This is a genomic window from Rhodococcus sp. IEGM 1381 (assembly GCF_030056795.1).
Classification (GTDB): Bacteria; Actinomycetota; Actinomycetes; order Mycobacteriales; family Mycobacteriaceae; genus Rhodococcoides.
Genome location: NZ_JASHKQ010000001.1, coordinates 1,558,648 through 1,572,984, shown reverse-complemented (window position 1 = coordinate 1,572,984; position 14,337 = coordinate 1,558,648). Strand labels below are relative to the sequence as shown.

13 protein-coding genes are annotated in these 14,337 nt (G+C 61.5%); 10 read left to right on the top strand and 3 right to left on the bottom strand.

The genetic code is table 11. The annotated features are described in order from the left end of the window. Positions 1–42 precede the first annotated feature (42 nt). The 4 genes from QM797_RS07380 to QM797_RS07365 all read left to right on the top strand — a co-directional run bounded on the left by QM797_RS07380 (position 43) and on the right by QM797_RS07365 (position 3,905). A complete protein-coding gene (locus QM797_RS07380; RefSeq protein WP_283274607.1) occupies positions 43–1,101 on the top strand; it encodes an ABC transporter permease in 1,059 nt (352 codons plus the stop codon). A 3-nt stretch (positions 1,102–1,104) separates the two neighbouring features. After that, the gene (locus tag QM797_RS07375) at positions 1,105–1,923 is read left to right on the top strand and encodes an ATP-binding cassette domain-containing protein (RefSeq protein ID WP_283274605.1); all 819 of its coding nucleotides are present in this window, start codon (positions 1,105–1,107) and stop codon (positions 1,921–1,923) included. 78 nt (positions 1,924–2,001) lie between these two features. Further along, complete coding sequence (locus QM797_RS07370; protein ID WP_283274603.1) at positions 2,002–3,165, top strand: Gfo/Idh/MocA family protein; 1,164 nt, start codon at positions 2,002–2,004, stop codon at positions 3,163–3,165. A gap of 68 nt (positions 3,166–3,233) precedes the next feature. Next, positions 3,234–3,905, top strand: a complete 672-nt coding sequence (locus tag QM797_RS07365) for a TetR/AcrR family transcriptional regulator (RefSeq protein ID WP_283274602.1) — start codon at positions 3,234–3,236, stop codon at positions 3,903–3,905. 132 nt (positions 3,906–4,037) lie between these two features. On the opposite strand, the gene QM797_RS07360 is transcribed toward QM797_RS07365, so the two are convergent. The 3 genes from QM797_RS07360 to QM797_RS07350 form a co-directional block, all read right to left on the bottom strand. Beyond that, positions 4,038–5,096 carry an NAD(P)-dependent alcohol dehydrogenase gene (locus tag QM797_RS07360; protein WP_283274601.1) on the bottom strand — a complete coding sequence of 353 codons (1,059 nt, stop codon included), beginning with the start codon at positions 5,094–5,096 and terminating at the stop codon, positions 4,038–4,040. A gap of 124 nt (positions 5,097–5,220) precedes the next feature. Further along, positions 5,221–5,619, bottom strand: coding sequence for a nuclear transport factor 2 family protein (locus QM797_RS07355; RefSeq protein WP_283274600.1), 399 nt, complete (start codon positions 5,617–5,619; stop codon positions 5,221–5,223). 141 nt (positions 5,620–5,760) lie between these two features. Then, on the bottom strand, positions 5,761–7,272 hold the full coding sequence (locus tag QM797_RS07350) for an aldehyde dehydrogenase (protein ID WP_283274599.1): 1,512 nt from the start codon (positions 7,270–7,272) through the stop codon (positions 5,761–5,763). A 264-nt stretch (positions 7,273–7,536) separates the two neighbouring features. Here QM797_RS07350 and QM797_RS07345 point away from each other — a divergent pair, with 264 nt between their 5' ends. The 6 genes from QM797_RS07345 to QM797_RS07320 all read left to right on the top strand — a co-directional run bounded on the left by QM797_RS07345 (position 7,537) and on the right by QM797_RS07320 (position 14,331). Further along, positions 7,537–8,052, top strand: a complete 516-nt coding sequence (locus tag QM797_RS07345; protein ID WP_283274598.1) for a flavin reductase family protein — start codon at positions 7,537–7,539, stop codon at positions 8,050–8,052. Between the two features lie 87 nt (positions 8,053–8,139). Next, positions 8,140–9,375: a GTP cyclohydrolase II gene (gene ribA / locus QM797_RS07340; protein ID WP_283274596.1), complete on the top strand. Its 1,236-nt coding sequence runs from the start codon at positions 8,140–8,142 to the stop codon at positions 9,373–9,375. 39 nt (positions 9,376–9,414) lie between these two features. Beyond that, complete coding sequence (locus QM797_RS07335) at positions 9,415–11,418, top strand: aconitate hydratase (RefSeq protein ID WP_283274595.1); 2,004 nt, start codon at positions 9,415–9,417, stop codon at positions 11,416–11,418. 232 nt (positions 11,419–11,650) lie between these two features. After that, a complete protein-coding gene (locus QM797_RS07330; RefSeq protein WP_283274593.1) occupies positions 11,651–12,652 on the top strand; it encodes an AraC family transcriptional regulator in 1,002 nt (333 codons plus the stop codon). A gap of 126 nt (positions 12,653–12,778) precedes the next feature. Continuing rightward, positions 12,779–13,921: an LLM class flavin-dependent oxidoreductase gene (locus tag QM797_RS07325; protein ID WP_283274591.1), complete on the top strand. Its 1,143-nt coding sequence runs from the start codon at positions 12,779–12,781 to the stop codon at positions 13,919–13,921. A gap of 8 nt (positions 13,922–13,929) precedes the next feature. Beyond that, positions 13,930–14,331 (top strand): WhiB family transcriptional regulator, encoded by a 402-nt coding sequence (locus QM797_RS07320; protein WP_349307187.1) that lies wholly within the window; start codon positions 13,930–13,932, stop codon positions 14,329–14,331. Positions 14,332–14,337: the final 6 nt, after the last annotated feature.

Sequence of the window (14,337 nt, the reverse complement as noted above, 5' to 3'; positions counted from 1 at the left end):
ACGCTGCCGGTGAGCGTCGTACCAGCACGGAAGGAACATTTCATGTCCACACAGGCCGATCTGGATCTGTCCAAACACACCGTGGTTGCAGACGAGCGAGTGAAGAAGCAGAAACCGTTGCAGCGGTTGCTGATTCGTCCAGAGATCGGCGCCCTGTTCGGCGCGATCATCATCTTCGTCTTCTTCTGCATCGTCGCACCGCCCTTCCGTTCGCCCGAGGCTCTCGCCACGGTGCTCTACGCGTCCTCCACGATCGGCATCATGGCGATCGGCGTCTCGCTGCTGATGATCGGCGGCGAATTCGACCTCTCCACCGGTGTAGCAGTGACGTTTTCATCGATCATGGCCTCGATGATCGCGTACAACCTGCACCTCAACGTCTGGCTGGGATCTGCGCTCGCTCTGGTGCTCGCCCTGGTGGTGGGCTTCCTCAACGGCTACTTGGTGATGAAGACGAAAATCCCGTCGTTCCTGATCACCCTTGCCTCGTTCCTGATGCTCACCGGCATCAACCTTGCAGTCACCAAGCTCGTCACCGGTCAGGTTGCCACCCAATCGATCTCCGACATGGACGGGTTCGATTCCGCGAAGAGGGTGTTCGCGTCCGCGTTCGTGATCGGTGGGGTGTCGATTCGCGTCACGGTCGTGTGGTGGATCCTGTTCACCTTGATCGCGACATGGGTTCTCGTGAAGACCCGTATCGGCAACTGGATCTTCGCGGTGGGCGGTAACCAGGACTCCGCGCGCGCTATTGGCGTCCCGGTCACGAAAGTCAAGATCGGCTTGTTCATGTTCGTCGGTTTCTGCGCGTGGTTCGTCGGGATGCACCTCCTGTTCGCGTTCAACACCGTTCAGTCCGGCCAGGGTGTCGGCAACGAGTTCCTCTACATCATTGCCGCCGTCATCGGCGGGTGCTTGCTCACCGGTGGATTCGGCACGGCGATCGGCGCGTTCATCGGCGCGTTCATCTTCGGAATGGCCAATCAAGGCATCGTCTACGCCGGCTGGAATCCGGACTGGTTCAAGTTCTTCCTCGGCGCGATGCTGCTGTTCGCCGTTATCGCCAACAACTCCTTCCGCACCTATGCAGCGAAAAGGTGACCCATGACCGTACATGCTGAAACCCCGATCGACCCCGCACCCCACGGCGGGGGTAAGACTCCCCTGATCGAACTCAAAGACGTCGGTAAGAGCTACGGCAACATCATTGCGTTGCAGGGCATCAACTTACGAGTCGGAGCCGGCGAGGTCACCGGTGTCCTCGGCGACAACGGCGCGGGCAAGTCCACCCTCATCAAGATCATGGCCGGCTTGCATCAGCAGTCGGAGGGCGAACTGCTCGTCGACGGCACGCCCATCACCTTCGATTCCCCGAAAGACGCACTGAACAAGGGCATTGCCACGGTCTACCAGGATCTCGCGGTCGTCTCCCTGATGCCGGTGTGGCGCAACTTCTTTCTGGGCCAGGAACTGAGTAAGGGAAAAATCCTCAAGTCCCTCGACACTCACGCGATGCGCGCAACGACCATCGAAGAACTTCACAAGATGGGTATCGATCTTCCGGACGTCGACGCCCCTATCGGATCGTTGTCCGGTGGCCAACGCCAATGCGTGGCCATCGCCCGCGCCATCTTCTTCGGCGCACGAGTGTTGATCCTGGACGAGCCGACCGCAGCCCTGGGCGTCAAGCAGTCGGGAATGGTGCTGCGCTACATCTCCGCAGCCAAGGAACAGGGCTTCGGCGTCGTCTTCATCACCCACAATCCACACCACGCGTACATGGTCGGCGATCACTTCGTCCTCCTCAACCGTGGACGCCAGAAGCTCGACTGCAGCTACGAGGACATCTCGCTCGACGACCTCACGAAGGAAATGGCGGGCGGCGACGAACTCGACACCCTCACCCACGAACTTCGGCGGTAATTCGGGTCCGCTACCCACATGCTGTATCGGGCCGGTCCGATCGGACCGGCCCGCACATTTTCGAAAAGGAGTTTCGTTGTGCGATCGACTCGGTCTGTTCGTGTCGGAGTAGCTGGTTTCGGATGGATGGGACGGGTGCACACCCAGGCGTATTCTCGTCTGAATCAACACTATCCAGACCTGGGCCTGCGCCCGGAGTTGGCGATGGTCGCGGACGAGCTCGAAGGCCGAGCGGACGACGCTGCCGATCAGTTCGGCTTCGCGGCGGCGACCACCGATTGGCACGAGATCCAATCCGACCCGACGATCGAGGCCGTCTCGATCACCGCGCCCAACTTCCTGCATCGCACCATCGGAACCGCGATGGTCGAAGCGGGAAAGCACATCTGGATCGAGAAGCCGGTCGGTCTCTCCGCCGACGACGCACGCGCAGTTGCGCGCGCTGCCGACAAGGCGGGGGTACAGACGGCCGTCGGCTTCAATTATCGCAACGCTCCGGCGGTCGAGGAAGCCAAGGCCCTCATCGAATCCGGCGAGCTCGGAACCATCACCCATGCCCGGTTCCGATTCTTCAGCGACTACGCAGCACATCCCGACGGGGCGCTGAGCTGGCGCTTCGAGCGGGCCCGCGGCGGTAACGGCGTACTCGGCGATCTCGCCTCGCACGGAGCCGATCTGGTCTATTACCTCCTGGGCGACATCGAGTCGCTGGTGGCAGACACCGCGATCTTCGTTCCCGAGCGAACGAAGCCGAACGGCTCCACCACCGGACACGCTCTCGCAGCCGGGGGTGAACGCGGGGCCGTCGAGAACGAGGACTTCGTCAGCAGCCAACTCCGCCTGCACAGCGGAGCGCGCGTCGTTCTGGAGGCCAGCCGCGTGGCCGTCGGCGATCAGAACGCGTACGGATTCGAGATCCACGGCACGAAAGGTGCTGTGTCCTGGGACTTCCGCCGACTGGGCGAACTATCCCTCAGCACAGGTGACCGATACCAGGATCAACCCGCATCGACCGTCTACGTCGGACCTTCGCACGGAGAGTACGGCGCATTCCAACCCGGTTCGGCGTCCTCGATGGGGTACGACGACCTCAAGGTCATCGAGGCAATGCGCTTCTTCAAGTCCATCGCCGAAGGAAAGCCCCACGGTGCGACGCTACGAGACGCAGTACGCAGCGCCCACGTACTCGATGCCATGACCGAATCGGTCACTTCCGGTGGCTGGATCCAACCTGGCTCCTGAAGGTCGGACCGAATCGTCGAAACACCCCGGCACGTTCACGTGCCGGGGTGTTTCCATAGGATGAACCAGTGCCTGAGTCCAGCGTCGACCGAACGGCGTCTCTGCGCACCATCATGGATGATCTCGCCGTCTCTTTCGGTGTCCACAAGGTGGCTCTTCAACGACGAAGCCAGGACAAACTTGCCCGCGTGCTCGATGTGGCCCGGGATCTCCTCGAGGCGGGCGGACCCGGCGCCGTCACCACCACCAATGTGGCCGCTGCTGCAGGGATCTCGGTCGGTTGGCTTTACCACTACTTCGAGAGCCGAGAAGCTTTGCTGGAAGAAATCCTGGTCGGTTGCCTCCGGGGCCTGGACAACGCGATGGCCGATGCAGGGATGAGCCTCGCGGGACGAAAGTGGAAGCCCAACGCAGAGGCGGGCATCAAGGCCTGTTTGGACTATTTCGGTTCCGACGCCTCGTTTCGAGCAATCTGGTTCTCGGGCGAGTTCTCGGGACGCATGCTTCAGGTCAACCGTATGCACGATGATGCATTGGCAGCCTGGCTCGCCGGTACGGTAACGCACACTCGCGCACACGCGCCCGAGGTCTCACTCCACACCGTGATGAGTGTCTTCGTCGGAATGCTCGACAAAGGTGTCGATCTCGCCTTTCGAGACAGTATGGACCACGCGGACGCGGAAGTGCTCGCCGAGATCCAGCGGGCCACAGTCCAATATCTCGCTACCTACCTGCCGTAGAGATCGTCCGAATCGCATCCGGATCCTCGCCACTCGGCTGAATCTTCCACTGTGTTCGACGGGGCCACAGACACCGATGGCCGGTCGACCCGAATCAAGTCGTCCGGCCATCGGTAACGGTAGTCGCTGCATTCAGAAGGTGATGAGCGGCTTGATGATTCCGTCTTCTTTGGTCTGCATCATGCGGAAGGCGCGCTCGACCTGGTCGAAGCCGAAGCGGTGTGTTGTCATCGACGTCGGATCGAATCGACCCGCGGCCATGAGCGCGAAGATTCGCTGCATCCGATCGTTCCCGCCGGGGCACAACCCGCCGTAGATGGACTTGTCGGCCATCCCCAGTCCGTATGCGTCGAGTGGGATGTGTAGCGGCTCGTCACTGTCGCCGTGGTAGCCCACGTTCGAGACTCGGCCGCCGGGTTTCGTCACTCTGATGCAGGCTTCCCACGTTTGCGGGTAGCCGAAAGCCTCGATCGCGGCATCAACGCCTTCGCCGTCGGTCGCGGCACGGATTTGGTCCACCGGATCGCCGGCGGCGAAGTCGATGATGTCGGTCGCGCCGAAGGACAGGGCCAGTTTCTGGCGGTCGGGCCTGGTCTCCACCGCGAAGATTCGACTCGCACCGAGCAAGGCGGCACCGATGGTCGCAGACAGGCCGACGGGGCCCATGGCGAAGATGGCCACCGTATCGCCCAGCCGCAGATACGATTTCTCCGCTCCCGAGAATCCGGTGGAGAGCATGTCGCAGGCATAGACGGCCATCTCGTCGGAAACGCCATCGGGAATCGGTGCAAGATTCCCTCTGGCTTTGGGGACGACGAAGTACTCACTCATGTTCCCGTCCACCTGTGCGGTGTAGCGGTAGCCGCCGAGAAGACCCTGACACTGCGACGAGAACCCGGTTTGGCAGTAGCGACATTCCCAGCAGGGAGTCACCGCAGGTGCTGCGACGCGCTGCCCCTCGTGAAATCCATCGATATTGGATCCGATGGCCGCGATGACGCCGACGGACTCGTGACCGAGTGTGACGCCGTCCTGTACCTGCATTCCACCGTTCACGGTGTGCACGTCGGACGTACACACCAATGCTGCTGTCGTGCGAACGATGACATCGTCCGGGCCGGGCTCCGGAATCGGTTTGTCCGCGACGGCGACTTCGCCTACCCGGGGCATCACGAGTGCTTTCATCGACATACTTGCTCCTTCGAGAGGGATCAAAAATATTTCATTATGCGACCGAACTCCACTCTGTCCCAGCCTGATTCAGAAGCTCACCTATTTCGTGAAATCGAAAGACATCGAGACGGACGAGAATCCTTCAGCCCTCGTACTGATGAAAGACCTTGGCGATGATCGTCCACCGACCGTCCTTCTTGAGCAGGGTGTGGAAGTCGGTGTAACTGGTGCCGTCGGCGGCACCTTCCATGTCGATACGGACGACGGCAGAGGTCGGGGTGATACCGAGGATGTCCACGCGGGTGTGCCCGTTGGGCGCGGCACCGAACTGCTGGACATACGCTTCCAGATTTTTGTACGTGCCGGAGGTCAGATCGTCTCCGGTATATCCGTACATGATTGCGTCATCGTCGAACGCCTTCGTGATGGTGTCCCAGTTTCCGGCCTCGAGGCCGTTCTCGTAATGGGCCACGACAGAGACGATCTCGTCGTAGTCCGCGGTCGGCACGATCTTGACATTTTTGGTGGATGCAGTGGTCATCGAATTCCTCCGTAGTTGATGAAACTTTTTCAAGTTTCACTTTAAGTCGTGAAGTGGACTTTGGGAAGCACTTTCGTCGTGAAAGTGAAGTTACGGTTGCGTTACCACCGAAAGCCTCTGCAGACCAACGGAAGCCGACGATCATCCCAACTTGAACGGATCCCTCGTCTGACCGGACAGCTCGACCCAGATCGACTTGCTTTCGGTGTACTCGTTCACTGCATCGATGCCGTTCTCGCGTCCGAGACCACTGTCGCCGAAGCCGCCGAAGGGAACGTTCGGCGCCACCACCCGGTAGGCATTGATCCAAATGCTTCCAGCGCGAAGCTTGGCCGCAACCCGGTGCGCCCGATGGACGTCCTTGGTCCAAATTGCGCCGGCAAGTCCGAACTGACTGTCGTTCGCCAATGCCAACGCCTCTTCCTCCGTGGAGAACGTATACGCCGCGAGTACCGGCCCGAAGACCTCTTCCCGCACGATCGTGGATTCGGCGGTGACACCGGTGAACACGGTCGGTTCGATGAAGAGGCCGCCGAGCTCGGCACTTGCCACACCGCCGCTGGCAACCGTGGCACCCTCGTCCTTGGCTTTCTGCAAGTAGGATAAAACCTTCTCGTACTGCGGACGGTTCGCAACGGGACCCATCTCGGTGGCCTCGTCATTGGGATCACCCAGTTTGATGGCTGCCGCGCGTTCGGCAACGAGGCCGATCAACTCGTCGTGCACATCCTGGTGGACGATGAGCCTCGAGCCGGCCATACACGTCTGCCCTGTCGCCGCGAAGACACCTGCGACCAATCCGTTTGCTGCGGCGGCCAAATCGGCGTCGGGGAAGACGATTTGAGGCGACTTGCCACCGAGCTCGAGGGTGACCTTGTTCAAGTTTCCCACGGCAGCGCGGGCAACTGCCCGGCCCGTCTCGGTCGATCCGGTGAAGGCAACCTTGTCGACGCCTCTGTGCGAGGCCAAGTGCTCACCGACGGATCGATCGAGTCCGGTGACGATATTGACGGTCCCGGCGGGGAAGCCCACCTGGTCGATAATTTCCGCCAGAGCCAGCGTCGACGCCGGCGAGTGTTCGGACGGTTTGATGACGAATGTGCATCCTGCCGCCAATCCAACGGCGAGCTTGAACGTCAACAGCAACAGCGGAGAGTTCCACGGAGTGATCGCCGCTACCACCCCGACGGGTTCGCGGCGGGTGTAGACGAGAAAGTTGGGGCGGTCAGAGGGAATCGCTCGCCCTTCCACTTTGTCTGCCAAGCCTGCGTAGTAGTAGTACCACTGCGGTAGGTACTGCGCCTGACCGATCATTTCGCGATACAACTTGCCGTTGTCTCGAACCTCGAGGCGTGCGAGTCGCTCGGCATTTTCGCCGATCAGATCTCCCAGTCTGCGTAGGAGGCGGGCCCGCTCGAAACCCGTCGTCGAGCCCCACTCGCCGGCGAATGCCTTGCGTGCACTCGCCACCGCCGCGTCGACATCGGCAGCGGCGCAGTCCGGCACCCTGGCCCATGGCTCGCCGAGATACGGATTTTCCGTCGTGAATGTTCGTCCCGTTTCTGCATCGACGAACTTGCCGCCGATGTACATCTTGAAGTTCTCGAGATCGTCGGTGGTTGTCGGCCGGGATTCGGCTCTGGACTTTGTCATGGCTCGCTTCCTGCACACGTTCGTTGTGGTGTCCGTCACTCTGCGGACGACGATATGCAGGCGGCCACCCTCGCGATAGCCGCTACTGGACACCGGTAGCCGTTCGCCGAACCCTGACCAAGCACTCGCTCCGATCTCGGCTTTTCGCTGGCACGACCCCGAACACCGTGCCCGATGGCTAGTCGAGACGCTGCGCGGATAGTGACGGCAGTCACAAACCCTTAACGTCTGCTGCACCCCCGAAATCGATGTTGAGGAAGTGGCATGAATCAGACGACCACCGAGAGTGTTTCGGAGCAGATGCGTGATGTCCTCGGTCATTTCTGCTCGGGCATCACCGTTATTACAGCTCGAACCAATTCTGGCCCAATCGGTTTCACGTGCCAGTCGTTTGCATCACTGTCGATCGATCCGGCCCTCGTCTCCTTCAGCCCGGCGAGATCGTCGACGACGTGGCCGGCCATCCGCCAGGTAGGGGTGTTCGCAGTCAACGTTCTCGCCGACGACCACATTGCCGCCAGTGCCGCCTTTTCCCGTTCGGGCACAGACAAATTCGCAGGAGTGCAGTGGCAACCGGCACCAGCGGGCTCACCCCTGCTCGACGGCGCGCTGGCCTGGGCCGAATGCCGACTGTGGGCCGAGTACGACGGCGGTGATCACACCATCGTCGCAGCGCAGGTGACCGACTTGGGAGCGGCACCGGCCAAGAGTCCACTTCTGTACTACCGCGGCAAATACCACCTGGCCCAACCCGCCGTCACCGACGACGCACCACGTTGACGACAGCCGGACCACTCCCACCATGAATCCGAAGATCGAGCGGGCGCTCCCCCGGCGCCTCTACCCAGTCCAACGATGGAGCACGAGATGACGCCACCCACCGCAATCGCTCGGGCACTGCACGCACTGCAGCAGGGCCGAATGGTCCTCGTCGCAGACGACGAATCCCGCGAGAACGAGGGCGATCTCATCGCCGCCGCGCAGGATATCGACGTAGAGATGATGGTGTTCTTTCTTCGTCACGGCAGCGGAATCGTGTGCACACCGATGTCCGACTCGATCGCCGACGACCTCGATCTCGCCCCAATGGTCCAGATCAATACCGACAACCACGCAACCGCGTTCACCGTGTCTGTCGACGCGGTCGCTGCAGGCACCGGAATCTCGGCGGCCGACCGGACGAACACTGTTCGGGCACTCGCAGCGGCAGCGACACAGCCGTCGGATCTACGCCGACCCGGACACATATTTCCCCTCCGGGCCAGGCGTGGCGGTGTGCTCGAACGCGAGGGCCACACCGAGGCGGCAATCGACCTGATGAAGATGGCGGGCAAACGCGAGGTGGCTGTGATCACCGAATTGGTATCGGACGACGGCATTCCCATGTCCGGTGCCACTCTGACGGAATTCGCCGCCACGCACGAGATCCCGATGATCACCGTGGCAGCACTCGTCGACTATCGACGAAGCACCGAGAAGATCGTGACCTTCAGCGGGCCGGCCCAGCTACCGACGGACTTCGGCCTGTTCCAAGCCAGGTCTTATCTCTGCACCGCAGAAGGAGTGGAGCACCTGGTCCTGACGCACGGAGACATCACAGACGCCCGCGCTCGAGACCGAGGCGTGCTGACCCGGGTACACAGTGAGTGCCTGACCGGTGATCTCTTCCGCTCCAGACGCTGCGACTGCGGCTCTCAGCTCGATGCCGCACTGGCCGCCATCGTCGAGGCCGGTGCCGGAGTGCTGATCTACATGCGCGGCCACGAGGGCCGCGGAATCGGTTTGGGTAGCAAACTGTCCGCGTATGCGCTGCAGGAGAACGGTTGCGACACCGTCGACGCCAATCTTCGGCTCGGCCTTCCGGTCGACAGTCGCGACTACAGCGTGGCCGCCGAAATCTTGAGAGACCTCGCTGTCGATCGAATTCGATTGGTCACCAACAACCCTGACAAGGTCGACACTGTCGAATCCAACGGGATTCGGGTTGTCGAGCGAGTCGATCTACCGTCGAATGTCACCAGCGACAACATGACCTATCTCGTGACGAAGCGAGACCGAATGGGTCATCTGCTCGACCTTCCGTGCGCACTGCCGGTGAGATGAGCGAGCCTCGTGACGAACCCCTGGAAAGAAGCAGAAGCGATGCCTGACAATCTCACGTACAAAATCCTGCGGAACCATGTGGTCGCGGGCGATTTGACGCCAGGCTCCGACATCACGGTCCGTGCGGATCAGATTCTCCTCGAGGATGCCACCGGAACGATGGCCGCCATGCAGTTCGAGGAACTCGGCATCGACTCGGTCCAGGTTCCACTTGCGGTGATGTACGTGGACCACAATGTGTTGCAGATCGACGACAAGAACATGCAGGACCACCGCTATCTGCGAACCTTCTGCGACAAGTTCGGCCTCCGGTACTCACCGGCCGGACACGGGATCTCGCACTACATCCACCTGGAACGGTTCACCAAGCCCGGCGAGCTCGTCCTGGGCGCGGACTCCCATACGTCCACTGCGGGTGCCGTCGGGATGTTCGCCACCGGCGCGGGCGGTCTGGAGGTCGCCGTCGCCATGGGCGGCTACGGATTCGACTTTCCTTGTCCTCGTGTCATCGGAGTCGAACTGACCGGAGAATTGGCACCCGCGGTCGAGCCCAAGGACATCGTGCTCGACATCCTTCGGCGCTACGGAGTTCGTGGCGGTCGCGGCGCGGTCTTCGAGTTCTACGGACCGGCATTGGAGAACCTGTCCACCACCGGGCGCGCCACCATCGCGAACATGATCATCGAAACGGGTGCCACCACAGCCATTTTCCCCTCTGATCAGCAGACTCGACAGTGGCTCGTTCAACAGCAACGCGAAGAGGACTTCGAGCCGCTCGCCGCAGATCCCGGGGCCTCCTACGACGAGACGATCACCATCGACCTGGCCGAGTTGGTTCCGCTCGTGGCTGTGCCCCATTCGCCCGGAAACGTGCTTCCGGTGGCAGAGCTTCCGGACACGCCCATCTCTCAGATCTGCGTGGGTTCCTCGGTCAACAGCTCCTACGACGATCTCGCGACCGTGGCGGCAGCATTGCGCGGCCGTACCGTCCATCCGCGGGTGCAGTTGACGGTGACCCCAGGATCGCGGCAAATTCTGCGGACGATCATCGAGTCCGGTGTGTACAACGATCTGATGCAGGCCGGCGCACGCATGTTGGAACCTGTCTGTGGGCCTTGCGTCGGCATCGGGCAGGCACCACTGCAGGGCGCGGCGTCGCTGCGAACGTTCAACCGCAACTTCCCCGGCCGCAGCGGCACCGCCGAAGACGAGGTGTACTTGTGCAGCCCGTCGACTGCGGCCGCCAGTGCCCTGTCCGGAAGAATCACCGACCCGTCCCTGCGATCTCCCATCGACATTCGGCCCGCCGGGAAGGCCGATACAGCGCTGCACGACACGCTGATCACCGGGCGGCTTCCCGACGTCGCGCGAGCCGCCGTTGCCATCGAACGCGGACCGAACTTGGTGCCACCGACGTTTCCCGAACCGATTTCCGACGACCTTCTGGCACGGGTGCTCATCACGGTCGGCGACGACGTATCAACCGGCGACATGGCTCCCGACGGCGCGATCGCCATGTCGGTGTGGTCCAACATCGCCCTCTGCGCACGGTTCATGTTCGGGCGGCACGATCCCGACTTCCACGACCGCGCACAGGAGTGGGGCGGTGGCGTCATCGTTGCGGGCGACAACTACGGCCAAGGATCCTCCCGCGAACATGCGGCGCTCATTCCGGCATACCTCGGAATCCGCGTCGTCGCAGCTCGAAGCTATGCCCGTATCCACCGCCGTAACCTCATCGCAGCAGGTATTGCACCACTCGTGATTACCGGGGAGGCGGCATCTTTCGAGGTCGGCCAGCACTGGACCATTCTCGGTCTGCGCACTGCGCTGCTCTCCGGTTCGGACACCATCGAGGTGGATGTGTCCGACCGAGTCGGTCCGGTTTCGCTGCATATCGACCTCACCGAGGGCGAACGGGCAGTACTCACTGCGGGCGGTTTGCTCGCGCACATTCGCGACGGTGGACGCGCTCGACTGTCCCGAGCCACGACGGCCGAAAGAAATCCTTCGCCGGGCGTTGTGCCGGCTTCGGCGCGGTGAAGGCAAGTCTGTGATTGTGGTCGAGGAACGGTGTTCGAGGGCAGCCTCCCGTGAGCTCGAGGAGACTGCGCGTTCGTTGGGCGGTCACTCGGTTCGCGCACAGGCTAGTGACTGTCGTCACATCAATGGTTGAATCCGATCTGCAGACGCTCATTCGACGCGGTGAATTCACCCCGTCAGGGTGCAGAAAGGACTTCATCGATATGCATCCCACCACGACGATCTCGTCGTCATGAACGGATCGGACCTCTACCTGCCTTCGGGAACGAAGGCAGCGTCTCGTCTGATCAAGACGCACGACCTCGACGAGGCGCAGGCGTTGATCACCCGCGTGTACATCCCGCACACGCTCCGATCGCGCGATGGATACCCACTGGACTTCAAGCTCAACTTCCTCCAGTCGCATCAGCTCACCCTCGGCCACCTCAACTACGGCGCGGATGCAGAACTGCTGGTGCCTGCGATGGAGAACAACTACCACATCAACCTCACCCTCAGAGGTGCGTCGACTGTGAGCCAAGCCGGCCGATCGGGCCACAGTCAAGCGCTTCGAACGGGAGTCGCATTCGGACCCATGCACGACTTCACCGTCCGGTGGAGTCCCGAAGCGATCCAGTACGCCATCAAGCTACCGAGGCAAATACTCGACGAGCACCTTGCTGCACTCCTCAATCATCCGATCGACGGCGTGATCGACTTCGAGCTGATATTCGACCTCGCATCGACGCCCGGCCAGAACTTCTTGTCTGCGGTCAATTTTCTGCGCGCCGAACTTGCACGGCCAGGCGGACTGGCCACATCGCCCATGGCGCGCGGTCAGCTGGAGTCCTTCGTGATGACACAGGCGCTGCTCGCAGTGCCCCATCGGTACACCCACGAGCTGACCACTCCGACCAAACCGGCGAATCGCAGTCGCGTACGAGATGTCATCGACCACATCGATTCTCGACCGGAGTCCGAACTCACCATGGCTACCATGGCAAAGATGGCCGGTGTGTCCGCCCGTGCCCTCCAGAAAGGTTTCATGGCTACCGTCGGGATGCCACCGATGGCATACGTGCGCAAGGTGCGCCTCGACCGGGTCCGAGGCGAGTTGGTCAGCACGGCCGGCCGCAAGTCGATCACCGACGTCGCCTCCTATTGGGGTTTCTCGCACCTGAGTAGGTTTTCCGCGTTCTACAAGAAGCAGTTCGGCGAAAGCCCTTCGGACACAGTCCGAAAGACGTTGGCCTGATTCCGAGGAAGTGTTCGCGAAACGGGCCTCGGCTTCTGCCAGCGGATAGTGACGCACATCACCGAGTTCTACATTCAGTGTTACCGGGACCACAGGTCCTCCGAGTAACGAAAGCAGAGTCTCGACATGACACTTCCTATGCACCGCGACGACACATTCGGAGTCGGCTCCGTCGATATCGGAACCACGCCGATCATGAACGACCAGAAGATGAAGCTCGGACTGTTTGCTTTCAATTGCAGCGGCGGAATGGTCATGAGCAACGCTCCCACCGGTTTTCGAGTGACGTGGGATCAGCAGAAGAGAATCGCACAGCTCGCCGATCGGATCGGATTCGAGGCCATCGTTCCCGTGGCTCGCTGGCGCGGATTCGGCGGTGACACCAACTTCAACGGCGTGTGCTACGAAACCTTCACCTGGGCAGCCGGTTTGGCCGAGGCCACGGAGAACATCCAGGTCTTCACCACCAGCCACGTCCCTACGATTCACCCCATTGCAGCAGCGAAGATGGCCACCACGATCGACCACATCTCCGGCGGTCGATACGGAATCAATGTCGTGATGGGATGGTTCCCGCCCGAGATGGAAATGTTCGGAGGCAAGCAGCTCGAGCACGACGACCGCTACGAATACGGCGGCGAATGGCTCGACTTCGTCGAGGAACTATGGGCAAAGGACGGCCAGTTCGATTTCGACGGAAAGTACTTCAAGGCCAACGGAGTCGAGGCGTACCCGAAGCCGCTGTGCGGCCCGCGACCCGCTCTGATCAACGCCGGAACATCGCCCGCAGGGCTGGAGTTCTCGGCGAAGTACGTCGATGTCAACCTCACGGCTCTCGATTCCCTGGAGAGCATGAAGGAGCACTCTGACAAGATCAAGGCGCGAGCGCGCGACGCATATGCCCGCAAGATCCAGGTCATGACCTATGCACTCGTGGTGTGTCGCGATACCGAAGAGGAGGCTCAGGCCGATCACAAGCGCATCATCGACGAGGGTGATTGGAACGGTGCCCGAAACGTCATGAGCGCGCTCGGTATGCAGAGTCAGTCGTTCGCGTCGCAGATCGAGAAGTTCCAAGAGCGATTCATCGCGGGTTGGGGTGGTATCAACATCGTCGGTACGCCGGAGCAGGTAGCCGATCAGTTCCAGGAACTGTCCGAGGCCGGCATGGACGGGACCATCATGGGCTTCCTCGACTACGAGCCCGAGCTGGAACACTTCAACGAGACGGTCATGCCGATTCTGCGCGAACGAGGCCTTCGCCACTGAGCATTGCGGTGCTGAGCACTCGGCACCGCGAAACCACCCACGGGTTCGGGGCAGTGCGGCCGATCCGCACTGCCCCGAACCCGAGAGCGTCATCCATTCCAGCGTCTCGAATCGGACTTCCTGTGCACAAGAACATTCTCGAGAAAAAGCTTCCTGCGCCGACCGCCCAGAACTGGGATTGGCAGTTGTCGGCACGGTGTCGCGATATGCCCAGTGGCTGCTTCTTCGCACCGCAGGGCTTACGTGGCCCGACACTCGGATTCCTGGAACGGGAAGCCAAATCGATATGCGCGCTCTGTCCGGTGACTCGACAGTGTTTGAGTTACGCCATCGACCACGGCGAACCCCATGGCGTCTGGGGAGGAATGACGGCGAAGGAACGCCGGGCGATATCGGCCTACACGGACTAGGTGACA

What these genes read in the sequence shown, in the direction of transcription:
- QM797_RS07375 (WP_283274605.1), top strand. Translation starts at nt 1,105, where the DNA reads ATGACCGTACATGCTGAAACCCCGATCGACCCCGCACCCCACGGCGGG.
- QM797_RS07330 (WP_283274593.1), top strand. Translation starts at nt 11,651, where the DNA reads ATGAACGGATCGGACCTCTACCTGCCTTCGGGAACGAAGGCAGCGTCT.
- QM797_RS07325 (WP_283274591.1), top strand. Translation starts at nt 12,779, where the DNA reads ATGACACTTCCTATGCACCGCGACGACACATTCGGAGTCGGCTCCGTC.
- QM797_RS07350 (WP_283274599.1), bottom strand. Translation starts at nt 7,272, where the DNA reads ATGACAAAGTCCAGAGCCGAATCCCGGCCGACAACCACCGACGATCTC.
- ribA (WP_283274596.1), top strand. Translation starts at nt 8,140, where the DNA reads ATGACGCCACCCACCGCAATCGCTCGGGCACTGCACGCACTGCAGCAG.
- QM797_RS07380 (WP_283274607.1), top strand. Translation starts at nt 43, where the DNA reads ATGTCCACACAGGCCGATCTGGATCTGTCCAAACACACCGTGGTTGCA.
- QM797_RS07345 (WP_283274598.1), top strand. Translation starts at nt 7,537, where the DNA reads ATGAATCAGACGACCACCGAGAGTGTTTCGGAGCAGATGCGTGATGTC.
- QM797_RS07355 (WP_283274600.1), bottom strand. Translation starts at nt 5,619, where the DNA reads ATGACCACTGCATCCACCAAAAATGTCAAGATCGTGCCGACCGCGGAC.
- QM797_RS07335 (WP_283274595.1), top strand. Translation starts at nt 9,415, where the DNA reads ATGCCTGACAATCTCACGTACAAAATCCTGCGGAACCATGTGGTCGCG.
- QM797_RS07360 (WP_283274601.1), bottom strand. Translation starts at nt 5,096, where the DNA reads ATGTCGATGAAAGCACTCGTGATGCCCCGGGTAGGCGAAGTCGCCGTC.